This is a genomic window from Acinetobacter sp. CY73, assembly GCF_059515865.1.
Map to the genome: position 1 here is coordinate 22,184 of NZ_JCAKMZ010000013.1, position 24,663 is coordinate 46,846.

Consider the following 24,663-nt stretch of genomic DNA (forward strand, 5'->3'; position numbering starts at 1 on the left):
ATAAATACAACTTATAGTTTAACGATATCCCCTTTGAGTGCAACACCTGCAAGGGCAGTTCCTTTAGCACATTGGTAAGTGGTGGTACTTTTGCTCTCATTGGATTTATAGTAACTCACAATATTGGTGACTGCATTGGCACCTTTTGCTTTTGCAGTATTCTGAAATTGAATCAGGGCTGAACGCAGTACATGATCACATGCCTTATCGGCAGGCTTTGCAAAACCATTGGTCTTTTTATTGGTGACTAAATCTTTTTCAATCACCTGTCCACCTGACTTTGTCCCTGCCAAATAGAACTTCACACTGCCATCTAAGAAACCATCGGCAACTGCACGGTCAACCGCTTCTTTAAAATTAAAATTATGCATATCATCAGCAGCATGTACCCCCATTGCCGTGCCTATACACAATGTAAATGTCATTGCTATTTTTTTTAAAGTCATGAGAAACCCCTCTTTGGTTAAACTAATGTAATTCTTTGATTAAAGTAATCTAATTCTTTGGTTAAAGTCGTGTAATTCTTTGATTAAATTCATGTAATACATGCCATACGATTCTACTGATCATTTTAAATCTTCTTTAAAATGAGTGATGTATTAATTCCCCCAAAGGCAAAATTATTACTCATGATGAGATTTGCATCAAGCTGTCTAGACTGATGCTGAATATAATCCAAATCCCCACATGCTGGATCAATCTGATCCAAATTTAAGGTGGGTATAAACTCTTGACGTAACATCATCTCGATACTGAGCCATGCCTCAATTGCACCACATGCGCCAAGTGTATGACCAAAATAGCTTTTTAAGGAACTGATCGGCTTATATCCCAAAATGCGTGCTGTGGCTTGCGACTCCGCAATATCACCTTGGTCAGTCGAAGTACCATGAGCGTTCACGTAGTCGATGTCTTGTGCAGTCAATTGTGCATCTTTGAGTGCCAACTGCATACAATGACCCATCATTTCAGAATCAGGCCGTGTCACATGCTGACCATCGGTATTGCTGCCGTAGCCTACGATTTCCGCGTAGATTTTAGCGCCACGTGCTTTGGCATGCTCATATTCTTCTAAAATTAAACAACCTGCACCTTCACCAATCACCAATCCATCTCGTTTGGTATCGAAAGGGCGTGGCGTAGCTTCAGGATGTTCATTTTGGGTGCTTGTTGCCAAAAGCACATCAAATACCGCTGAACCTGCTGCGCTGAGTTCTTCTGCTCCACCTGCCAGCATTAAGGTTTGTTTGCCATATTTAATTGCTTCATACGCCTGCCCAATCGCCATAGAACCTGAGGTACAAGCACTTGATGTGGGTAAGGTCAATCCTTTTAAACCGAAGTAAACCGTCATATTCACTGCACTGGTATGCGACATCATGCGAATGTAAGTGGTGGCATTCAGCTCATTCATATGGTTCTCTATCAGCATGGCACCAAACTCACGTACCGCGTCCACACTCCCTGCTGATGAACCAAATGCAACGCCAGCCTCTCCATTCCTCAGTAATGGAGAATTCAACAGTCCTGCATCTTCAAGTGCCTTTTCAGCACACACCACCGACATTAGGGCGACTCTTCCCATACCGCGAGTCACTTTGCGATTAAAGTGTTTGGGAATCGTATAATGCTTGACTGGCGCGGCTAATTTACTGCGCAGATCGGAATAAATTTCCCAATCTGGCATATAGGTCACGCCACTTTTAGCCAACGCAAATTGGGCAAAAATTTGATCCGCCGTTTCACCTAATGAGGTGATGCCGGACATGCCTGTGACCACGACTCGCTTCATTAGATTAACCCCCCATTCACCGAAATTACTTGTCGAGTGATATAACTGGCATCATCACTGCATAGAAACTTCACCACGTTGGCCACTTCATCGACCTGCCCCATCCGTTGCATGGGAATCATTTTTAAGGCATGTTCTTTGACTTCTTCAGTGACCATTTCTGTCTCAATCAGACCAGGTGCGACACAGTTGACTGTAATTTTTCGTTTAGCAAGCTCTAAGGCAAGCGCTTTGGTTGCCCCAATTAATCCTGCTTTTGCAGCGCTATAATTGACTTGTCCACGATTTCCCATCAGGCCTGATACCGATGAAAGCGTCACGATTCGACCGCCTTTTTTCAATCGAATCATGGGCATTACCAGAGGTTTGAGCACATTGTAAAAACCATCTAATGACGTTGAAATCACATCGTCCCAATCCTCATCCGTCAGTGCTGGAAATGCGCCATCACGGGTTAAACCGGCATTGAGCACAACCCCATAATATGCACCGTATTGCGCTATGTCCTGTTCCAGAATATCGTTAATCTGAGCTCTTTGATTTACATCAAACATCAGTACATGACTGTGTTGACCCAGTTGCCTGATTGCATGTGCAACCTGCTCTGCTTCGTGCAGTCTTGCGCGTGCGTGAACCGTCACGTCAAACCCTGCTTCTGCCAATGCCAATGCAATTGCCTTGCCGATTCCGCGGCTTGAACCTGTCACTAAAATTCTTCTATTCACTTTTACGTCCCTATCTGTATCTGTTCTGAATCACTTGCAGGCTCATACACGCTTAATATTGCACTGAAACAATGTGCTTGATATTGAATTTCGCAGTTGAATTGACCCAATCCATCATGTAAATAATGTTGTTCTACGCGAATTCTGACCACTTCACCCAAAGCAAAATAAGCAATCGGCAACTGTAATTTACGCGTGCCCAATAGATAACCCACCTTAGGCGACTCTCCACGAGAATGCCCCTTATAACCCGCATAGACGCTGACGGTTTGCGCCATCAGTTCAATACTGGTCCATGTCGGTAGACCTTCTGCTTCATAGAACATCAAATCAGCTGTGATTTTAAGCTCTACAATCGCAAAATCATCATTGGCTTCAATAAGCTGATCTACAAAGACCATGGGTTTAGCATGCGGTATAAAAGCTAAAGCATCTATCATGACTCTGAACAACCTAAAATCAGACTGATATTACTTCCCCCAAATGCAAATGAATTACTCATGACATAGCGAATACGGGACTTTGAGGATGACTCAAGGACATAATTTTGTCCGGATAATTCAGGATCAATAGCACCGGATTGATGTACAGGCAACCAACACTGCCCTTGTGAAAGCTGATCTTGTGAAAGCTCATTTTTCGAAAGCTGATCTTGTAAAATCTCATGACAAATAAAGGCTTCTATCGCACCTGCCGCACCTAGGCAATGCCCTGTCTTATGTTTAGTACTGCTTAAAGGTACAGCATAATCTTTAAAGACCGTTTGCACTGCTTTTATTTCCATCGCATCATTTTGTAGGGTAGACGTACCATGCAGGTTCAAATACCCAATATCTTCAGCTCGTAAACCTGCCATATTCAGGGCTTTTTGCATGGCTTCCGCAGCTCCTTTTCCCTCAGGATGTGGTGCAGAAATATGCCAAGCATCCATAGACTCACCACTCCCGAGCAACATTACAGGCGCTGATTGTTTAGAAAGTAAAAATAAAGCCGCAGCTTCACCAATATTAATGCCGTCACGCTGTATGCCACAGGGCTGACAAATTTCATTTGATAAACTTTCTAAGCTATTAAACCCATTTAAGGTCAGTTTACACAGCGTATCGACCCCACCGACCAAAACGACATCTGCCAAATCTGCATGGATCAGTCGTTGCCCCGCTGCCATGGCTTTGGCACTCGATGAACAGGCGGTAGAAATCGTATAAGCAGGTCCTTGCCAACCCAAATACTGTTGCAGTGCTTTGGCCAAACACCCCATTTCTTGCTTTTGATGTGAGATTAACTCACTACAAAGTCCAAGAAAATGTGCTTGTAGCGGTTGTTCATTGTCTTGAATCCCTGAAGTTGAGGTTCCCATCACAATCGCAAGACGCTGTTTTTTAATATTGGCTGTTTTTTCTTGCACTTGCGACTCGATCTGCTTGAGTGCGGTGAGCGCAAATCTTAAATTACGTGACACGCTGTCTTTGAGAACATCGACATATTCAACCAGCCCAACCAGCTCATGGGGGTAATGCCCCACCCAGACTTCTCGTTCGGCCAAAAGATTCGGGATGAGGGTTAAAGTATTGGTTTCCGTGGTCAGATGAGTTCGAATGTCGTCTTGATCAGAACCTAGAGCTGACAATCCGACAGCACATTGAATACCAACCGCATGAGTGGAATGCTGAACATTAGTCGACATGCTGTGCCTCATTATTCTGCAAAGTATCGCTGACAGGGCTAATATTCATCTGATAAGGCACTTGAATATTGTTCAGTTCAATCACAGCCTTTTGTTGTTGAATATTTAGAACGGCCTTGCCTTTGATATAAACCTGGGTTGTGTCATCCACCTGTTTGAGCATGACTTGTTTATGGTGCAATTGCATAAAATCAGGATAGGTTGCGTACAAAATGTCTCGCACCAGATAATCAAACGGTAAGCGCTTCATTGGATCAATACGTTGTTGAACGTTCACTGTGTTTCCATCGAAGGTTAACTGAAACAATGGCTGTCCAGTGAGGGTCAGTGCCAACATTTTAAGGGTCTGTCCGCGCTGCTGTTGATACAGTAAAAAACTTAAACCCTGATTTTTCCATTGCACTTCAATTTGATCTTGGCGCTGATAGTTTTTTGCCTGCCAGGCTGGCGTAATTAAGCCTTGCGCTGGCGGCACAACATGTTGACAAGCACTCAAGCATAAAGTGCCACACATCAGCAGTATCAAGAGTTGCATACGAGGGTAAATCAACATGGATTGAATTTTCCCGTTACTTTGTTTCACGACAATCTGCTTCACGAGATTTTTCTTTATTAGATTCTGCTTCACGAGATTGTCCTTCACGACAGTACTCAGCTAATGTATTTAAACGTTGTTTGGCATTTTTATGAATCGGGTTGGTGTCATCCCATGCATAACCTGCCAATAAGGAAGACACCATTCCACGGATTTTTTCATCTTGACGCTGTGAAAAGACAACCTCTTGAAACTCGCCCGAATACCAAGCTTCTACATAAGCACGAAATACTTGAATCCCTCGACGTAAAGGTTGTTCATATTGCTCCATCCAGTCGACAGATTGCCCCTTTAATACCTGATCAACCAAGGGCACTGCTAAACTTGAAGACTTCAGCGCAATGGTCACCCCTGATGAGAATACAGGATCTAGAAACTCCCCTGCATTGCCCAATAAGGCAAAATTTCGTTTTGCCAAATATTTGACATTGGCTGAATATCCCACCAAGGTACGGACAGTGGTATCAAATTGAGCATTTTTTAAAAGCGCAGATAGGCTTTCATCATCGGCTAAAATTCGTTTAAATAATGGTTCTAAATCAACATCCTGCGTATGTTCAAAACCATATTTGTCGAAGAAATCTTGCTCTGCCACCACACCAAATGAACAACGTCCATCTGCAAAGGGAATCAACCAATACCATGCACGATGATCTTTGGCATGAACCGTAATCAGTATTTTTTCCCGATCAAAATCAGGCTGATCCAATATGCCATCTTGAATATGCGTAAACACGGCACGGCGTACTGGAAAATTGGAAGGACGCTCTAAATCTAAGAGTTTAGGCAATACTCGACCAAAGCCACTGGCATCTAATAAAAATTTTGCCTGAATTTGATAATGCTCACCCTGCTCATCGTTGACGTCCAGAATAGGATGTTCAAGTTCAATGTTGACTGCAGTGACTTCATGTCCAAAGCGAATATCTGTCCCCATTTTTTCGGCTTGTTGTGCCAAAAGATGATCGAATTGCGCACGGCGTACTTGCCATGTGGTTCCTGGCCCTTCGCTAAATTTCTGTCTAAAGTCATAAAAACTACGTTGCTCACCTCTCAAAAATGCAGCACCATTTTTAAACTGGAACGCATATTCTTCAGCATGTGCGTTTACTGTCTCTAATAACCCCGCTTCTTCTAAAAACACCATACACTGTGGCAACAGCGACTCACCAATGGAGAAACGAGGAAAATACTGCCTTTCAAGCATCGTGACTTGATAGCCTTTTTTCCGTAGTAAAGCGGCGGCTGAACTCCCTGAAGGTCCCGCCCCAATAATCACGACATCAGTCTGTTGCATGGTGCTCATTGCACTCGATCCTCATCACTCAGCCTGCTGCTGAATCTGTTGAACCACAGTTTGGCTTTCATCCGAAGCGGTAAAAAGTGTGGCATAAATAAATGCGAATATAACGCCCAAAAGTACGGTTAAACCAAAACAATGAATGGCATAGGTTTGACTCAACGATAACAAGCCAAAGCCAAACAAAGTCGACATCATACACAAAAATAACGCCATACCGACCACCTGAGGATGATCATGGCCATGACGATAAAAGATCGCGTAATCAACCCCGATCCCAATAATTAAGAACGTCCCCATAATACTAAATAAATTGATTTCGACCCCGAGCCACGCCTGAACCGCAAAGGTACTCAGCAATGCCAAACTTACCGGAAGTATCAAAGGCAAAATAGCTTTTCGACCATACAATAGCCCTAAACCCATAGCCAGCATGACCAATGCGATCAAAAGTAAATATTGGGCATGTTGTCGATGCTGCTGAAAGAGTGCGGACAACTCACTGACCGGGCGTAATAATTGGACATGCTCATTACTGAGCTTTTGCAAAGATGCTAAATCATGAATGCCCTGTAAGATCACTAAACGCTCGGTAGGGCTAATCTGCAAAAACGCCAATGGATGATCTGCAAATGCCTCTGTGGTTAAAAATGCAGGGTTGGACAACTGATTCTGCCAGTGCAAGACCTCATCGACATCCAATTGCATGTCATGGGCATACTGGATCAATACGGCTTTTGGAATCGCTTGTAGAAGTGCAATATTTTGCTGCTGTTGCTGCTCTGGAACAAGCCACTGACCTAAGGCCTGAAAATGCTCTAACTTGGCTGCTGCTTGTAAAGCAGATAAATCATTCAGCAATTGTTGCTCTTTTTGTTGTAGATCTTGCGCACTCTTGCCACGAACAACAAAGTAGTCACTGCCCTGTTGCTGCATAAATCGATCACGAATATAGTGATCCTGCTGCTTCAAGCCTTCATCCATACTTTGCAAATTACGGATATCATCATTGCTTTTCAAGAACAACAAACTGCTACTGCTCACCACCAGAATGCCAATGATTAACCCCACGCGTAAACTGCGACGCGCTTGTATATAGCAACGTGCTCGACCAATAAATCCAAGGCGACGAATAGCAGGTTCAGCATTTAAGGCTTTTAGTCGTGGAAGCAACAGAATACTTGTCACCCATGCGCCAGCCAAACCGACCATCGAGAATACCGCGATCTGTTTAAATCCTGGAAATGGGGTAAAACTGAGCACCACATAGGCCAATAAGGTCGTCATCAACCCGACAAACAAACTCGGTAATAAGGGTTTTAAGACTGTAAAGCCATCGACGGTTCGATGCTGAGACTGCATCGCCATAAAATAAAATGAAAAATCAACGCAGACACCAATGAGGCTTGCACCGAATACCAAGGTCATCAGATGTATTTCACCAAACAGCCAGAACGTTGCAGCAAAAGCCACCAGGCACCCACTGCCAACAGCAATCATCTCTGTAAACATCGGGCGAATTGAGCGAAAACCGAACCAAACCAACAGCAAAATACCCAGTGTAGAGCCTAAGCCGATGGTTGAAATTTCGTTTTTGGCAGATGTTGTCCCGAATTGAGCAAAGAGTAAAGTGCCCGTCCAATGCGGTTTGACCCGAATCTGCTCGATTTTTTGATTCAGTACGCCAATAAATTCAGCAGTCTGTTGCTGATAAGCGATGTTATAAGGACTATTTTTGAGCGTTAACACCAGCAAACGAGAAATGCCTTGATCATCTCTAATCGTGGCTAAGCCCTGTTCTAACTGAATCTCAGGATGACTTTGTAATGCACTGAGTTGCACTGCATAACGTGGAAACAACAACAAAGGATCGTGTTTCAGCAAATCGGCAGTCATCGGCATTCCTGGACTCATGAGCTGTAACATACTTTGCTCAGTCAGTGCTTGGTAGTCTTTATGCTCTAAATGCTGACGGTCTGATGCAGAAAGCAGCCCCGCTCGATGTTGATACAGTGTTTGTGCAAACTTTTCTTGATCTAATTGTGGCTGAACGGCTTCAAATAACCCACTCTTCGCGACAGAATCTTTTAACAACTGGGTCGCTTGCTCAAGCTCAGCCTCTGTTTTTGCATCAAGCACCACAAAAACTTTCTGATTCAGTTGATCACTGACATAAGTCTGAATACTTTGAAGTTCATCATCCTGGTGAGCTTTAGGCAATAGTGCAAAGATATTGGTTTCGATATGAATATCTTTTTTCAGCCAAGCCATCCCAAGCGCAATCGCGATGACACACAAGATCATCAGCCAGATTGCACTGAGTTTATTTTGCCAGTTGGAAAAGTGCACGTTCAGCTGCCGTTAAAGATTGAGGTTGAGCCGTGTGCTGACTAAAGCGGATGGTGGTGCTGTTATTGGCTTTTTCATCAATCACAATTCGATCGACATAGCGTTGACCTTGCGCTTCCACCCGTACGAATAGTTTTTTAAATAGAGCTGATTTAGGGGTTAATACCATCTTCCATTGGTTCGGGCTATATTCTGCTGAAACAATATTAAAATTCTGAGCCAAAGCAGCTTCATTGCCAGACATTAATTGCAAGAACATCGTCGCAACGGAACCATAAGGAGTCTGATCTACCGCAATTTGGCTTTGGGTACGTTGCGTTTTCTGTACCAGTTTTTTTTGCGTCACAATTAATTCTGCTTGGACAGGCTTACGAATCTGCCATAACACCCCTTGTTTTTGATGAAACAACACCGTGCCTTGCGAAGTAAATGTCTTATTCAAAGACGCTAACTTTTTATGTTGCTCAAAATGCGCACGAACCATGGGAACTGCTGCAAGTTGCGTAAAGATAGGCTTGATATTTTGCGTTTGTGCATTTGAAACGATGGGCATGGCGCTACACAGAACCAACATTGCAATCGCGCCAATTTTTCTGAGCATTCTATTTAACATATTGATCACCTAGTCGGCTTTAAATTCAGACCATGCATTTAAGCAATCCAATAAAACTTGGGGCGATTGAAAACACATTTCGCGCGTTTGAATATGGACAGCAACTTGAGTGGTATAGCCTTTGGTTAATTTTTTCCCAGAAACATCATCAAAAATTTGATATTCAATTTTGAGGCGATTTTCCCATTCTTTTAAAATTGCACGAACACGAATTTTCTGTTCAAACACAATCCCATGTGCATAGCGCACATGACTTTCAATCACTGGCCATGCATAACCAGAATCCCGCATCTGATTATAGTTGTAATGAAATTGATCCAGTAACTTACAACGTGCAATTTCAAAATATTTTAAATAGTGCCCATGCCAGACCACATTCATGGTATCGACATCATGAAATGGCACTTCAATGATGACATCGCTATGCATAATCTTTTCCTTCACCGTGATGCTGATCTAGATGCCGTACAAGTTCAAACTGTTCTAAACGATCCACCAAGCACTGTAGCTCATTTTGTAAAGCACGATCTTCGTCTACATACGTGAAGCTCTGAAGAACCCAGTGTTGAAAAGCGGTTAATGCAGGGGTTAATTGTGTATTCAACCCTTTTAACTTAAGTGCCTGTACACACGCACATGCCAAAGCGGCAACCACTTGCTCAGTCAACACCATAATTCGAGTAGCATCACGCGCTGCAATGGTGCCCATACTGACTTTATCTTGATTATGACATTCGGTAGAGCGTGAAAAAATAGAGGCTGATAACGTGTGTTTTAAGGCCTCAGCAGTCCACGCAGAAACCGCAATCTGTACCGCTTTGAACCCATGATTGAGTGCTAAGCGTTCACTGCTTGAACCTGTTAAATTACGTGGCAGTCCATTATTCATCTTATAATCAACTAATTGCGCAAGTTGACGATCCAATAAATCTGCAATATTGGCCATCATAATCTTTAAACTGTCCATTGCCTGTGCAATATGACCGCCATAAAAATGACCACCATGTAAAACGCGTAAATTGATAGGATCAATCAATGGATTGTCATTACTCGAATTCAATTCATTTTCAATAAACTGACGTAACCAGATTTTTGAATCTTCAAAAACGCCAATAATATGCGGTGCACAACGTAATGAATAACGATCTTGTAAACGTGAACTTTGATGGGCCGTTTGTACTTCACTATTGAGCCACTCACGTAGTTGAGCTGCGATATGTTGTTGCCCGGAATGCGGTTTTTGGGCAAAGAGCACTTCGTCAAAATGACTCGAATTGCCTTCGAGTGCCAACACATTACACGCCGTAATTAAGGTACTGGCAAAGCCAATCTGTTCTGCTTTCTTATAGTTTATACACGCGATGGCCGTCATCACTGCGGTACCGTTCATCAATGCCAAACCTTCTTTAGGTCGCATCACATGCGGTTGCATGGCTTTTTCGGCATAGACCTCAGCAACAGGAACAATCGCTCCACGATAATAAACATCGCGCTCACCGACCAAAGCCCCTGCCACATAGGATAATGGGGTCAAGTCCCCACTGGCACCCACAGAACCCTCAGATGGGATCACCGGAATTACATCTTCATTTAACATCCATACCAAGCGTTCAAGCAGTGCCAGTGAAACCCCTGAATAGCCTCGAGCCAAAGAACATAGACGCACCACGACCACAGCCCGTGCTGTGATAATATCCAAATTCTGACCCAGTCCACAGCCATGAAAACGTGACAGATGCAAAGGTAACTCATTGACTTGATGCGGTGGGATTTCGACTAGACAAGAATCCCCATAGCCTGTGGTTACTCCATAGATCACACCTTCGTCTTGCAATAATTGATCAAGAAAATCAACCCCTCTTTGTATCAATTCTTTCCATGCCAAAGAAGATGGTAATGCAACCGTTTTTTCTTTACGAGCCACAGCAATCACATCTTCAATACTGAGCGGTGCTTCCCCAACAATTAACACGAGACTCATCTTTTATTCCAAAAATTATAAAAATTAAACCACTGGTAGGGTGCCCGAAGACAATGTTGTTCGAGCAAATGAACATAAACTCGCATCACTTGACGTATGGCTGTCGCTCGATCTTTGCGAGGAAAATTGAGTTGTGCTGCAATGTTATGAATATGCACTTCGAAATGATCTTTGACACGATAACAAAACACGGCCAACACAGGGGCTTTTAAAAGGTTGGCAAGAATCCATGCGCCTTCCGGCCAATCCGCATGTTCTCCCAAAAATTCAATGGGCTGTATACGATCAGACTGAATCGGTACACGATCTGCTGCAAGGATAATCCACTCCCCTTGATCAAGCTTTTGCTGCAAGATTAAAGCAGTTTCAATGCCCAAAGCATCGACCGAGAGCAAATTCACATCAGCATGTTGATTAAGCTTTTTAAGGAACTGATTAAATTGCGTCGCGTGTTTCTGATAGACCAACACATTGATTTTTTGTGGATGCTCAGATTTGACTGCTCGTAGTAATTCAATATTACCAAAGTGCGACACCACAATAATCGCCCCCTTTTGATAATGTTCACGAAAATGCTCATGTCCATGCAACTGCAAATTTTGATCAGAAACTCGCCCCAACCAACCTTCAATTTTGTCGAGAATGCATTCGCCAAATTGCATGAGATGGGTAAAGGTCTGCGGTAACTGCGGCACCCCTTCAAAGGGTGAAAAAGCGCCTGCAAAATTATGCAATTTTTGTAAATACTGCACAGATGCTTGGCGTGCTGTCGTTGAAAACACCCAATACCACAAAATGACAAAATACAGTACAACTCGACATAAACAGCGCCCTCCCAAACGATAGAAAAACAGCACCAACATCAGTGGAAGCATCCCTCCACGCTCTTTGATGGTGTTCCATGCCTGAGCTTGGCTGCGTGGCATGTTACTCACCTTTCACTTTACGATACAGTAAGGTAGGTAAACGATAGAGCATGCCCGCAAACAGACGCGAATGTGCCTGCGTCATTCCTAGATTGTCACGCCAAACATTAAAGTGGGATATACCATCTTCCGGGTAAATGACCTGCGTGGGAACATTGATAAATTTAACTTGCTCCCATTTTAAACGCACCAAAATCTCTGAATCAAACCCCATGCGCGGCTGAAATTTTGCCGAGTTTAATACCTTGACGGTTTGTGCTAAAGGATAAACACGGAAACCACACATGCTGTCTTTAATCTCAAAAGATAAACTATTGATCCAGACCCAGATATGGGTCGCATAACGACCATATAAACGTTTCCGTGGTACAGACTGATCAAAGATCGGTTGCCCAATGACCATCGCTTCTGGGTGTTGTTGCGCTGCATCTAAAAAGCGTTGAATATCGGACCAATCGTGCTGACCATCTGCATCGATTTGTAGAGCATGGCTATAACCCAAATTATAGGCATGTAGAAGCCCTGTTATAACTGCTTGTCCTTTACCCTGATTGACTTGATGCTCAACCAAATCAACTTGCTTATACTGCGAACGCAGTTGACGTAGGATTGTCGAACACTCTGCATCACTTCCATCATTGACGACTACAATCGGCAAGTCAAAGCCACTTAAGTGTTTCATAAACGCTTGTAAATAATGCGGATGGTTGTAGACCGGAATCACAAAACATGTTTGCATACTTTATTACTCCGAGGTGGTCTGATTGTCAGAAACAAAATTCAGTCGACCCGATGCCACTATTTTCTGTGTTTTGATCAACTCAAAAATGACCTTGTCTGCTTTACGTGTGAGCGTCATTTCAAGCTGATCATAAGGTCGAATTAAATCTTGAAACTTCAGCTGCTCAAATCCGCAGCACCACTTTAAATCTGCCCAATATTGCTTTGCAAAATGTTGGATAAATCCAATTTGTCCTACCCCTGGGTAAATCGGGTGATTCGGGAAATGCCCTTTAAAACACTCAAGTTCAGGACATATTTCTAAACGTGCTTGCATTTGATCTTGTTCAAAACATTGAGATAACACGACAGGCACATAAAGCGGAGCAAACAAAGAAGCCAAATACTGTTTATTGAGCTTGGACTGCGCATTCTGCGGCATTTCAGTTAAAAAACGCCATTGCCTTGGAATCGCAAGTGCTTCTAATTTATCTGCCAACTGTGTTTTGAGACCTTGAACAAAGCGGGCTTTTCCTAATCCGATTAAATCGTGCCGAGCCTGTGTAGACAACTTCACCACGACTGCCAAGACCTGACGATTTTCCTTTTGGATGAGCAAAGCATAACATTGCTCAATCTCTGTCAGCGACATTAATACCTGTTCAATCGCATCCAAACTCAGTCGTTTTTCTTCGAGTTTCACGATGCGGTCTAAACGACCTAACAATTCAAATGCAGATTGAACATTTCGAGAATCCCATACTTTGACGCGATCACCGGTCAAAATCCAATCCTGATCACACGCATGATTACTTCTGACAGCAAGTTCGTCTTGTGCACTTGACTTGATTTCGACATTTTGAAAAGGTGTCCATGCGGCCTCATCCTGTTGTCGATATGCAATCCCACCTGTCTCAGAGCTGCCTAGAACTTCAATAATCGGTCGATTCAGTTGAGGACGAATACCCGAATCAAGCTTACCGCCAGACGAATACACGTTAATACAGTCTTTAAGCAACACATCAGCCGTCCATCGCTTGAGCAATGCAGGACTTGAAACCACATAGTTCGGGACATTGAAATCAGTTAAATGTTGTTGCGCATCCACAACATCTTCTGGAAATGCCAGTTGTGGCTGATAAAAACTCCGTCCACTCGCCAAAGGCCATAACAACTTAAACAATAAGCCATAAATATGCTGATGACTGACTGTTGCTAAGGCAATTCCCTGTTGTTCTCGCTTAAAAGTCGCCTCTAAACCTGCCACTTCATTGAAGAGTTGCATTAAATTTCTAGGTATTTTTTTGGCTTGCCCGGTAGAGCCTGAGGTATAAAAAGAAACTTCAGCGTCTTTTAGGAACTGATCATCAACATTGATTTCAATCGGTTCAAGAGAGGGTCTAGGTTCAGTCCGGCTTAAAAAATAAATCTGTTGCTGTGCTAATTCTTGTTCTAGATCACGAATACGATGAGGAGGCAGTAGCAGTTTTTTTCCTGCATTGAGTGCTGCAAAAAACAACACCAAAAATGTGTAGCTGTCCTGCTCCCAGAGTGCCCAAACAGGCGTGGTTTTCTGCTTGATACATGCTGCTTGCCCCGCCACATCCTGCCAAAATTCTTGAAAACTCACACCACTCAGATCTGGCTTCACACATAAGATCCGTGGAGAGTTTAAATAGTCTCTAAAATGACAACACATAGCGATCCATAGAAATACTGCAAGCCTAATGCTGCATTTGATTTAAACGTTGCTGGCGTTTACGTAAAAGATATTCACCCAGCAGTAAAATCCCCATCAGCACATAGGAAATAAAACCATTATAAATCACCCAAACTTGAGTGCTGGCGAAGTACACCGTATATAAGGCAATCAGAGCATTGACCACAAAGAAAACACACCAAATTTGAGTCACTTTCTTGGTCCAGATTACCCCGTCATGCGGTAGATCTGGCTCAATCAGTCGTGCAAAACGCTCAATCATTGAGGGTGGCTTAATCAAGGTCATGGTAAAAATACCACAGGCCCCCAGACTCATCAGCACAGGATACAACTTTAACCAAGCCTGATCTTTAAACACAAGACTGAGTCCACCACATAAAATGGCAAATAATGTTAGTGGCCACATAAGGGGGTTGCCCCCTCCCATCAATCGAAGAGCACCGAAAATTATAAGCAAAACAGCCACCCAAAACACATGGCCATGGGATAAACCGTAAGCTACCAAAAAGGGATAGAGGATCAATCCAACCACGCTAATCCCTTTTAAGACGGTATTCATTCAGCGGTCATGTTTTGAATGACCGTGACGACATCCTGAACGGTTCTTACACTCTTAAAGTCTTCTGGATTCACTTGCTTTCCTGTCAATACTTTAATTTTAACCACTAAATCAATCGCATCAATACTGTCTACATCGAGATCAGTGGCTAAATTTGATTGCAGTTGAACATCTTCAGGTTCAATTTCAAACAGTTCCTCCATCCACTCGCGCAGATGATTCAGTACTTGATCTTGGCTAAGCATAATGGCCTCTTACAGTGTTCTTTGTGCTTCAACCAAAGCCACAAGACTTTGAATTGATTTAAAATGTTGTTTTGTTTCAGCTGACTCGGCATTTAAATGAATGTGGTAACGTTTTTTTAATGCCAAACCGAGCTCTAAAGCATCAATCGAATCTAAGCCTAAACCCTCACCAAACAATGGGGCTTCAGTATCAATATCATCGGATGTGATGTCTTCTAGGACTAAAACATCAATAATCATTTGCTTTAATTCTTCAGCAAGATTGCTCATTTTTTCAATAACTCTTGGTTAAAAAACTGCTGTAGCTGATGATTCAAATGACGGACATTTTTAGGGTTCACCGTCACATTATCTAATACATCAGTGACATGAATTGGATCTAAAACTTTAACTTGAATATGAAAGGGTCGAGATGGAATATGATACCAATGCTCATTTTTAGTCAAAGTCGATGGCGTACAAGTGACCAATACGGGTCGTATAGGCACTTGAGCACGTAAAGCAATATTGGCTGCCCCACGCTGAAACTGATTTAAAAGATGTCCTTTTTCAGTTCGTGTTCCTTCCGGAAAAATCAACAAAGATGCAGCGTTATCTTGCTTTAAACGAGCAACACAGTCTTCGATAAACTGTTCTGAACCTGAATTTAAAATATAGCCAGCATTTTGCACGGGACCTTTGGTGAATGGATTGGCCCACAAAGCCTGTTTCACCACACAATTTGTTTCTTGCATTAAACCAATCAAAACCACCACATCAATCAGCGTTGGATGATTGGCAATCACCAGTTCTTGCCGACTACTTTCTAATTTTTCTAAACCTTGTACGTCATAGGTCATAATGCCAAGTTTCACCATCATTTCAGTGAAACCTTTGAAACTATGTTTAATCACCTTTTGTGTTCTTTTTTGACGTAATTCAGGATTTTGGGTCGTCAATTTAATCACAGGCGCGATTAGGCTTCCAATAACTACACCACCCAAACCAAAACTTGCAAAACTCAAACCTGTTGCAGCAACACGCCACTTGTAGTTAGCATTTTTTTTGAGGTGGTTGAAATTTAACATTTTGACCAGACCTTAAAATGTTGTTGGTCACCCTGCCAAAAGTTTAAAAATTGCTTCGCCTGCTTAAAGTGATCACCTTTATCTGTAAAATCATAAGCATTCACTTCAAGGTTAGGCTGTGCCAAACCCACCACTGCTGACAAGGAAAAAGAATCGAACACTTGTGACTCCTTATACACATCTGGTAACGGCCCTTCATAGTAAACAATCATGACCTTTGCATCCGACTGATGTGAAGTTCTAAGCCAAGCATACGCTTCAATCAGTGCATCATTCCAAGAACCAGCTAAACTTGTCGCAGGGGTACTGTCTTGACATAAAATCGAATATAAACCTGAAATAGCATTATGAACTGACGTTGAAAACTGTGTTGGTGATGGGGTTTGATCTTGTAATACATCTTCTAAAATTTTGAGTGTTTTTTCTTCTTCGCCATATTGAGAGACCCAAACAATATAGTTGATCGCGCAATTTTCTTTAGTTTTTATCAAATTATTGAGCGCAATTTTTGCAAGACAAGACAAACGTCTGCGTTGCATGGCGGGAATAATATCGATCGCATCTAGTGGGTGGTGAACATCACAGTAATTTACATATGATAAATTAATCTGAATCATACAGATCCTAAAAGCGTAATTTCGCTGTAATTATTTGCTATGAAGAATTCTCTCTTGTAACCAATTATAACATTTGAGTGCAGAAATCCTATATACATTTAAAAATAAATCTAGAATTGAAATACAAATAAAGCCCAAAGATCACTTTGGGCTTTTCGCTGATATTATCTAAAGTGATGCATTAGAAAATTAACGCTTAAACTTCTTCTCAGCTTTCTTGAATTTCTGAACATAACGACGCTTACGCGCTGCAATACGCTCATCCATCACCGTCTTACGACCTTCAAATGGGTTTTCAGATGTTTTAAATTCGATACGAACGGGTGTTCCTTCAAGCTTATACACTTTACGGAATACGTTTTCTAAGTAGCGACGATAATCGGCTGGCGTTTTATCCACCTTGTTACCATGGACAACGATCGTCGGTGGGTTTTGACCACCCATGTGCGCATAACGCATTTTAATACGACGACCTTGTACCATGGGTGGTGCATGCGCATCAACAGCATCACTCAGAATTTGAGTGATCTTCGCAGGTGACACTTTTAAGTGTGAAGAATCATATGCGCGATGGATTGATGGGTACATCTCGCCCACACCAGTGCCATGTAATGCAGAGATTAAATGAACCTTCGCCCAAGGAATAAAGTCAAAACGACGTTCGATATCAAGCTTACATTGCTTGCGATCGTATTCTGTCATGTTATCCCATTTATTAATGGCGATGACCATGGCACGACCCGCCTCTAAAGCGTAGCCAATTAAGTGTAGATCTTGCTCAACCACACCTTCACGCGCATCAAGCACGACCACAATCACGTGCGCATCTTTAATCGCTTGTAAAGTTTTCACGATTGAGAATTTCTCAATCATTTCATCTACTTTACCTTTACGGCGTACACCTGCAGTGTCAATCAATGTGTATTGACGACCATCACGCTCAAACGGAATATAAATCGAATCACGTGTCGTACCAGGTTGGTCAAATGCAACCACACGGTCTTCACCCAACAAACGGTTCACTAGCGTGGACTTCCCTACGTTTGGACGACCAATAATCGCTAAACGTAGCCCTGTTGCTTTATCGTGTTCAGCTTCATCTTGATCTTCAGGAACTTCTGCAAGCACCTCTTCAAGCATTTGCTGTACACCGCGACCATGGCTTGCAGCCACTTGCATCGGTTCGCCCATACCCAATTTGTAGAATTCAACCAAAGCCGCTTCGGCATGTACGCCATCCACTTTGTTTGCAACCAAATAAACTTTCTTACCTAATGTACGAAGCTCACGTGCAATTTGTTCATCGGAAGCAAGTAAGCCTGCACGAGCATCAACGACAAATACAATAATATCTGCTTCATTAATGGCAGTTTTAGACTGCTCTGCCATGTATGAATCAATACCACCTTCATTTTCGCCAATACCGCCAGTATCAACGACGATGAATGATTTATTTTCAAATTTAGCATCACCATACTTACGGTCACGCGTTAAACCCGCGAAGTCTGCAACCAGTGCATCACGGCTTTTGGTAATTTGGTTAAATAGCGTTGATTTTCCGACGTTCGGACGACCAATGAGCGCAATAACGGGTTTCATAGATTAACCTTTAACAAGATCAGCCAACTCAATTGGCCTGAACATCAGAAACTGTGGAAGATTGTAGGCACTGTTATGTTGAACAGCCCCTCAGGTAAAGCACCTGAATAAAAAGCTCGGGGTCTTAGAAAATCGAAGACCCCGAGGCATAAAATTTGAAAGTTGTGCTAGTTTAACATAAGCAGAAAAAAAATTAACGGTTCTGCCAAATGCTTAAAGCGCCAGCACGTGTTACGGCATAGAGTTGGTTGTCCATTACACGCAAAGTACGAACTTCACTGCTGGTTTTTTCGCGACCAACCAAGTTTCCTGTTGTTGGATCGATCAAATGCAATGCACCCGCCAAATCACCCACAATAAGCTGTTGACCCAGCATTACAGGATTACTCAATTGACGATGTAAAAGTTGATCATTTTCCCAAATCACTTGACCTGTCACCAAGTCATACGATTTCAGCTTACCATCAGATTGTGCAACAAAAACTTGACGTCCAGACACTTCTGGACGCGTTGTACTACTTGAGTCTTCACTCCATACAACACGTTGTGAAGCTAAATCTGTGACAGTGACTTGACCTTGATAGCTCGTGGTCACCACGAACTGACCTGCAACTGTTGGCTCACCGTCAATATCGATCAAACGCTGAATATCAGAACGCCCATCGCTCACAGCAACACGACGTTGCATACGCAAGGTTCCTGTGATGCTATCAATCGCATAGATAAATGCATTCGAAGATGCAAGTAATACTGTACGACCATCCAAGCTTACAGGTGAAGCTTGACCACGTAAACTCAACTGTTCAGCCGGTAGTTTATAGGTCCACACTTGTTGACCTGTTGCAGCATTTAAGCCATAAACAGTGCCATCATTGGCAACGACTATGACACGATCCGCTTGTACCAAAGCCGTGCTGATCAATGCACTTGACAGATTTACCGTCCATTTTTCAGCACCTGTTGCTTGATCTAAAGCAAATAACTGACCTTTACTATTCCCGACAACCACTAAACCATTGGCAGCCTCAACACCTGAGCTCAAACCAATTTTCGAAACTTGTTTTTCCCAAACGCGCTGCTTGCCTTTATAAGCACTGACAGAACCTTTTGGATCAAGTAGAAATAAAACGCCCTGATCACTTTTCATGGTTAAGCGTAACGGGTCTTCAGCTGGCGTAGCCGATACTTTATAAGAGCCCACTTGCGCTAAACTTGCTGATTGTGCAATCTTTGGTAATGGATTCGGTTTAACGTCTTCAACTTTAACTTTATTGCTTGAACAGCCTACCATTGCAATTGATAGTACGGTTAATGCACACGAGATTTTATATTTTATATCCATTAAGACTCATCCGTTTGTGTTACTGCGACAGGGCGATCAGTCTGAGACTCATCCATTTCCACTTGAATAATTGGGCGGTCAACTTCAATATCATCAACCAGCACACCTACGCTTTCCAATTTGATTTGTAAAATTTGACGTTCTTGTTTCGTTTCTACTAAATTATTCCAAGCACTTTGATATGCCTTCTTAGCATTTTCAATATCGTTTTTAGCCACATAAATATCACCGCGTGCTTCCTCAACAGTCGTTTTAAACGCAGGCAATGTTACTGTCGATAAAGTCTTTAAAGCGTCATCATATTTTTTCTGAGCCAATTGAGCATCTGCCAAGCTAATCTTAACCACTTGCTTTAAGCCTTCATCTTTTAACTCAGTATTTTCAATTTTTTTCAGTTCACGCTCAGCCTTTGCATAATCTTTTTGATCAAAAGCATGCTTTGCCATCACCATTTGCGCTTGAACTGCATGTATAGAGTTCGGGTCTTCTTTAACCAATTTATCAGCTGATGCCGCAAGTGCTGCAGCCGCTTTAGGATCCGTCTCAGCCGCGCGAGCTTCATCCACCAAAAGTTGAACTTTTGCTGTTGAAATTTGATCTTCAGCTGCGTTTTTCTTATTCCAATACTGCCATCCGAAGAAAGCAATCAACGCAATGAGCACACCACTGATCATGGCAGAGCCGTATTTTTGGAAAAATGACTTTGCTGTATCAAGCTGTTCTTGGTCAGTCATTGCGTTCATGGATTACCCTTACCCTATCTTGGAATTATTTAGACTAAATTTTTTCAATGATAAACGAAACAATATCAGCAATCGCAACTTCGGTTTGTTCAGCTGTCGCCAACTCTTTCACCAACAGTTGTTGTGCTTCTAATTCACGCTCACCTAAAATCAAAGCAAACAATGCACCCGATTGATCTGCCTTTTTCATTTGGCTTTTCATCGAACCTTGTGAACCTGTTTTTAAACGAATATTACTGTTCGCCGCTTCAAGTTGATTACGAATCTGCTCCGCCAATACCAAGGCTTGACCTTGGGTATTTGGATCTGCCAACAAGAATACTTCACAGTCACGTACAGGCGTATTGTCTTCAACTTGTTCAAGAAGAAGCAACAAACGTTCCATACCCATCGCAAAACCCACTGCTGGTACAGATTGCTCTGGCTTACCTTTCAACTGTCCTACAAGACCGTCATAACGACCACCTGCACAAACGGTACCTTGTGAACCCAAATGGGTTGTCGTCCATTCAAATACCGTTTTGTTGTAGTAGTCTAGACCACGGACTAATTTTTGATTGATCACAAAATCCACGCCAGCGTCGCTTAGATACTGTTGCAATTTAGCGAAGTGATCCATGGTATCTTGTTGCATGAAATCATGCAATTTTGGCGCATCTTCAAGAATTTGCTGAGTTCGTGCATCTTTCGAATCTAAAATACGTAATGGATTCGTGGTTAAACGACGTTGAGAATCTTCATCCAACTCATCTTTATGCGCAGTCAAATATTCAACCAAAGCATGACGATATTCAGCGCGCTCGTCTGACTCACCCAAAGTATTAAGTTCAAGCTGTACTTTGCCGGCAACACCCATACGTTTCCACAAACGTGCCGTCATCAAAATCAATTCAGCATCCATATCAGGTGTTGCAACACCGAATGTCTCTACACCGAATTGATGGAATTGACGGTAACGACCTTTTTGTGGCTTTTCATAGCGGAACATTGGACCTACATACCAGACGCGTGGCGTCGCACTGCGTAGCATATTATGCTCAAGCATTGCACGTACACAACCTGCTGTTCCTTCTGGACGCAGAGTCAAAGATTCAGGTGGATTCCCTTTATCAAAGAACGTGTACATTTCTTTTTCAACGATATCGGTTGCATCACCAATTGAACGTTTAAACAAATTTGTTTGTTCAACAATCGGCAGACGGATTTGCTGGTAACCATAAGCATCCATGATTGATGCTAGATGTTGCTCAAGACGTCTCCACGCAGGGGTTTGCGTTGGGAGAATGTCATTAAAACCTTTAATTGCGACGATTGAACTCATGACTTAAACTTACTCAAAACTTGTACGAATGATCTCTTTAGATTTAGCTTCTTCAAGCTCAATGACGCGTTGACGAACCATTGATTCAATTTCGTCAACCAATTGGTTGGTATCAATTAAATGGCTTTTCTCACCATTTCGATAAACCAATGAACGTGGTGCAGCACCCACAACGCCAATATCCGCTTCTTTGGCTTCACCCGGCCCATTCACTTTACAACCAATCACCGACACATCCATCGGTGTACGAATATCTTCTAAACGCTCTTCTAATGCTTGCATCACTGAAATCACGTTAAATTCTTGACGTGAACAGCTTGGGCAAGCGATGAAATTAATCCCATTAGAACGAAGACTCAATGATTTTAAAATATCAAAACCAATTTTCACTTCTTCTTCAGGCTCTGCTGCCAATGAAATACGCATGGTGTCACCAATGCCCTCCATCAACAAACCACCCAAAGCAATCGCTGATTTCACCGAACCTGTTCGGTAAATCCCAGCCTCTGTTACACCTAAATGTAGAGGATTATCAATTTGCTCTGATAATAAACGATAAGCATCCATTGTTAAAAACACATTTGATGCTTTTACCGAAATTTTGAATTCTTGAAAGTCTAAACGATCCAAAATATCAATGTGACGCATTGCAGACTCAAGTAAAGCTTGCCCTGTGGGTTCGCCATATTTCTTCTGAATATCTTTCTCAAGCGAACCCGCGTTGACACCGATGCGCATCGAAATATCATGATGACGTGCCGCAGCAACCACTTCACGAATTTTTGCTTCAGAACCAATATTGCCTGGGTTAATCCGTAAACAATCTGCGCCAAAGTCCGCGACAGCAAGCGCAATTTTATAATCAAAATGAATGTCTGCAACCAAAGGCACAGTCACTTGCTTACGAATTTCACCAAAAGCAGCAGCGGCTTCCATCGACGGTACAGAAACACGCATGATATCTGCGCCCGCATCTGCACAACGCTGAATCTGTGCAACTGTCGCAGCCACATCACAAGTCTCAGTATTGGTCATACTTTGAATACTGATCGGTGCATCACCACCGACATATACAGAACCGACACGGATTTTACGGGTCGGGCGGCGCTTAATTGGATTTACGATCATGTACGCTTTACTCTTTTTCCATTAACGAGACAAACGGAATTCGGCTTTTCCGTCCACAGTATATGGAGACAATGAAATCGACTCTTTGTTTAAGCTCAATGACACAGCTTCTGCATCATCCAAACGAATTTGGAATGGAGATTCACCATTCAAAATCAATGCCGTAGATTGGCGACCTGTTGCCAAAACTTTACCTGTACTATCGACAATATGTACCGATGTTGGACGCGTAAACTGTAACTCCATTTGATCACCTGAAACAGCAGTCGTCGCGTTATTATCCAAGTTTAAAACTTGAAGATCGTTGTTTTGTGTCGTAGATGATGTTGTAGATTTATTTTTCGCTGTGATTTTTTGAATCCCGAGAACCACCATCCAAATTATAGCCAATGCGAGTAAGGTATATAAAATACGCTTTAACCATTTGCGATTGCGATCTGATTTAGATCCCGACAATTTACCCATGATTTTAATTGGAGAATTATTTAGAGCGTGATTCGGCAATAAGCCGGTATCATTTTCATAAATTTCATCAAAACGCTGAATAATGGCTGTTGCATCTGCTTTTAAATACTTTGCGTATGAACGGTAATAGCCTTTGATAAAGGTTGCTTCAGGCAAAGAGGTATAATCATCATGTTCTAATGCCTCTAAAGTTTTCATCGGCATTTTCAAATCTTGAGCGACTTGTGAAAGCTCAAGTGATTGAGACACACGGATTTGACGCAAATACTCACCAGGGCGCTGAATATTTCCTAAAACATTAGGTACTACGCTTGAACCAGTAGGTTGCTGTGAATTAGGATTTACTTCCATACGGCCTCAGTACTGTACTGTAATTGCAAATAACGTTGATATTCTTGACTCTCTGGAAACAGTGCACGTAATTGGTTAATAATCACGTTCATTCCCATATCATCACCATTGGCACGCGCAATACGCAAACCAATCCAAAGTGCACGTGCACCCTGATTTTTTTGACCGACGATACGAACATATTGTTCATATACCTGTCGAGCACCAGCAAAGTTCTGCTGTAAATAAAAAATTTCAGACAATTCAATCATGGAAATCGCAGAATTCCGATTGACCGACAGTGCTTGTTTAAATGCTTTTTCTGCGTTTGCACTGTCACCGACTGCTAAATAGGTGCGACCTAAGTTTTCCAAAGCTCGAAAGCGTTGATCATACCCTAAACTTGCGCCAGCAATTGTAAACTGCTGTATTGCATCATTATAGCGTTTAGCTTGAAACAAATAGGTCCCGTAATTATTACGCGCTTGCGCATTATCAGATTCTAAAGAAATCGCACGATTAAAATAACGATCGGCTTTATCTAAGCTAATTTGACTGCCTTCTTGTTGCAACAAGACACCCATCATCATATTAGCAGTTGCATCTTTCGAATCCGTTTCCAGCGCCTGATCTAATGCACGTTTTGCGGCATCTAAATCACCACTACGAATATATTCTGCCGCCATTTGAGTACGGACTTTGACTGCTTTTTCAGGGTCTTTTTTTAAGACAGATCCAGTGGTCGTCGTTTGACAACCTTGGACCACCAATGCAGATAAACACATCGCGAATACAACGACCGTTTTTTTATACATAGGTTTATTCAAAACCTGCCCCTT

26 protein-coding genes are annotated in these 24,663 nt (G+C 42.4%); all 26 read right to left on the reverse strand.

The genetic code is table 11. The features are described from left to right. Positions 1–11 precede the first annotated feature (11 nt). On the reverse strand, positions 12–446 hold the full coding sequence (locus AC5YD2_RS07960; RefSeq protein ID WP_496125817.1) for an excinuclease: 435 nt from the start codon (positions 444–446) through the stop codon (positions 12–14). Positions 447–571: 125 nt separating this feature from the next. Next, complete coding sequence (locus tag AC5YD2_RS07965; RefSeq protein ID WP_496125818.1) at positions 572–1,792, reverse strand: beta-ketoacyl-ACP synthase; 1,221 nt, start codon at positions 1,790–1,792, stop codon at positions 572–574. Further along, complete coding sequence (locus tag AC5YD2_RS07970; protein ID WP_496125819.1) at positions 1,792–2,517, reverse strand: 3-ketoacyl-ACP reductase FabG2; 726 nt, start codon at positions 2,515–2,517, stop codon at positions 1,792–1,794. The genes AC5YD2_RS07965 and AC5YD2_RS07970 overlap by 1 nt, the downstream gene beginning before the upstream one ends. Positions 2,518–2,519: 2 nt before the next feature. Continuing rightward, entirely contained in the window at positions 2,520–2,957 is a 438-nt protein-coding gene (locus tag AC5YD2_RS07975) for a hotdog family protein (protein WP_496125820.1), read from the reverse strand. Next, positions 2,954–4,216, reverse strand: coding sequence for a beta-ketoacyl-ACP synthase (locus AC5YD2_RS07980; protein ID WP_496125821.1), 1,263 nt, complete (start codon positions 4,214–4,216; stop codon positions 2,954–2,956). The genes AC5YD2_RS07975 and AC5YD2_RS07980 overlap by 4 nt, the downstream gene beginning before the upstream one ends. Next, on the reverse strand, positions 4,194–4,757 hold the full coding sequence (locus AC5YD2_RS07985) for a DUF3261 domain-containing protein (RefSeq protein ID WP_496125868.1): 564 nt from the start codon (positions 4,755–4,757) through the stop codon (positions 4,194–4,196). The genes AC5YD2_RS07980 and AC5YD2_RS07985 overlap by 23 nt, the downstream gene beginning before the upstream one ends. A 16-nt stretch (positions 4,758–4,773) precedes the next feature. Then, positions 4,774–6,105, reverse strand: a complete 1,332-nt coding sequence (locus tag AC5YD2_RS07990; RefSeq protein ID WP_496125822.1) for an NAD(P)/FAD-dependent oxidoreductase — start codon at positions 6,103–6,105, stop codon at positions 4,774–4,776. A gap of 15 nt (positions 6,106–6,120) precedes the next feature. Continuing rightward, on the reverse strand, positions 6,121–8,448 hold the full coding sequence (locus AC5YD2_RS07995) for an MMPL family transporter (protein ID WP_496125823.1): 2,328 nt from the start codon (positions 8,446–8,448) through the stop codon (positions 6,121–6,123). Then, on the reverse strand, positions 8,423–9,049 hold the full coding sequence (locus tag AC5YD2_RS08000) for an outer membrane lipoprotein carrier protein LolA (RefSeq protein ID WP_496125869.1): 627 nt from the start codon (positions 9,047–9,049) through the stop codon (positions 8,423–8,425). Before AC5YD2_RS08000 ends, AC5YD2_RS07995 begins: the two co-directional genes overlap by 26 nt. 21 nt (positions 9,050–9,070) lie before the next feature. After that, positions 9,071–9,490 carry an acyl-CoA thioesterase gene (locus AC5YD2_RS08005; protein WP_496125824.1) on the reverse strand — a complete coding sequence of 140 codons (420 nt, stop codon included), beginning with the start codon at positions 9,488–9,490 and terminating at the stop codon, positions 9,071–9,073. Further along, complete coding sequence (locus AC5YD2_RS08010) at positions 9,483–11,042, reverse strand: HAL/PAL/TAL family ammonia-lyase (protein WP_496125825.1); 1,560 nt, start codon at positions 11,040–11,042, stop codon at positions 9,483–9,485. The genes AC5YD2_RS08005 and AC5YD2_RS08010 overlap by 8 nt, the downstream gene beginning before the upstream one ends. Continuing rightward, positions 11,039–11,968, reverse strand: a complete 930-nt coding sequence (locus AC5YD2_RS08015; protein ID WP_496125826.1) for a lysophospholipid acyltransferase family protein — start codon at positions 11,966–11,968, stop codon at positions 11,039–11,041. Before AC5YD2_RS08015 ends, AC5YD2_RS08010 begins: the two co-directional genes overlap by 4 nt. Position 11,969: 1 nt before the next feature. After that, positions 11,970–12,707 carry a glycosyltransferase family 2 protein gene (locus AC5YD2_RS08020; protein WP_496125827.1) on the reverse strand — a complete coding sequence of 246 codons (738 nt, stop codon included), beginning with the start codon at positions 12,705–12,707 and terminating at the stop codon, positions 11,970–11,972. A gap of 6 nt (positions 12,708–12,713) precedes the next feature. Beyond that, a complete protein-coding gene (locus AC5YD2_RS08025) occupies positions 12,714–14,387 on the reverse strand; it encodes an ApeI family dehydratase (RefSeq protein ID WP_496125828.1) in 1,674 nt (557 codons plus the stop codon). Between the two features lie 25 nt (positions 14,388–14,412). Next, positions 14,413–14,967, reverse strand: a complete 555-nt coding sequence (locus AC5YD2_RS08030; RefSeq protein ID WP_496125829.1) for a COG4648 family protein — start codon at positions 14,965–14,967, stop codon at positions 14,413–14,415. Next, a complete protein-coding gene (locus tag AC5YD2_RS08035) occupies positions 14,964–15,212 on the reverse strand; it encodes an acyl carrier protein (RefSeq protein ID WP_496125830.1) in 249 nt (82 codons plus the stop codon). The genes AC5YD2_RS08030 and AC5YD2_RS08035 overlap by 4 nt, the downstream gene beginning before the upstream one ends. Before the next feature lie 9 nt (positions 15,213–15,221). Then, positions 15,222–15,482: a phosphopantetheine-binding protein gene (locus tag AC5YD2_RS08040; RefSeq protein ID WP_496125831.1), complete on the reverse strand. Its 261-nt coding sequence runs from the start codon at positions 15,480–15,482 to the stop codon at positions 15,222–15,224. Further along, entirely contained in the window at positions 15,479–16,279 is an 801-nt protein-coding gene (locus AC5YD2_RS08045) for a lysophospholipid acyltransferase family protein (protein WP_496125832.1), read from the reverse strand. The genes AC5YD2_RS08040 and AC5YD2_RS08045 overlap by 4 nt, the downstream gene beginning before the upstream one ends. Continuing rightward, complete coding sequence (locus tag AC5YD2_RS08050) at positions 16,273–16,896, reverse strand: beta-ketoacyl synthase chain length factor (protein ID WP_496125833.1); 624 nt, start codon at positions 16,894–16,896, stop codon at positions 16,273–16,275. The genes AC5YD2_RS08045 and AC5YD2_RS08050 overlap by 7 nt, the downstream gene beginning before the upstream one ends. Before the next feature lie 189 nt (positions 16,897–17,085). Then, complete coding sequence (gene der, locus AC5YD2_RS08055; RefSeq protein ID WP_496125834.1) at positions 17,086–18,495, reverse strand: ribosome biogenesis GTPase Der; 1,410 nt, start codon at positions 18,493–18,495, stop codon at positions 17,086–17,088. A 193-nt stretch (positions 18,496–18,688) separates the two neighbouring features. After that, the gene (gene bamB / locus AC5YD2_RS08060) at positions 18,689–19,837 is read right to left on the reverse strand and encodes an outer membrane protein assembly factor BamB (RefSeq protein ID WP_496125835.1); all 1,149 of its coding nucleotides are present in this window, start codon (positions 19,835–19,837) and stop codon (positions 18,689–18,691) included. Continuing rightward, entirely contained in the window at positions 19,837–20,580 is a 744-nt protein-coding gene (locus AC5YD2_RS08065) for a YfgM family protein (RefSeq protein WP_496125836.1), read from the reverse strand. Before AC5YD2_RS08065 ends, bamB begins: the two co-directional genes overlap by 1 nt. Before the next feature lie 34 nt (positions 20,581–20,614). Next, entirely contained in the window at positions 20,615–21,901 is a 1,287-nt protein-coding gene (gene hisS, locus AC5YD2_RS08070; protein ID WP_496125837.1) for a histidine--tRNA ligase, read from the reverse strand. Positions 21,902–21,910: 9 nt separating this feature from the next. Continuing rightward, positions 21,911–23,029 (reverse strand): flavodoxin-dependent (E)-4-hydroxy-3-methylbut-2-enyl-diphosphate synthase, encoded by a 1,119-nt coding sequence (ispG, locus tag AC5YD2_RS08075; RefSeq protein ID WP_496125838.1) that lies wholly within the window; start codon positions 23,027–23,029, stop codon positions 21,911–21,913. A gap of 21 nt (positions 23,030–23,050) precedes the next feature. After that, positions 23,051–23,845, reverse strand: coding sequence for a helix-turn-helix domain-containing protein (locus tag AC5YD2_RS08080; protein ID WP_496125839.1), 795 nt, complete (start codon positions 23,843–23,845; stop codon positions 23,051–23,053). Next, on the reverse strand, positions 23,836–24,639 hold the full coding sequence (gene pilW, locus AC5YD2_RS08085; protein WP_496125840.1) for a type IV pilus biogenesis/stability protein PilW: 804 nt from the start codon (positions 24,637–24,639) through the stop codon (positions 23,836–23,838). Before pilW ends, AC5YD2_RS08080 begins: the two co-directional genes overlap by 10 nt. Positions 24,640–24,663: the final 24 nt, after the last annotated feature.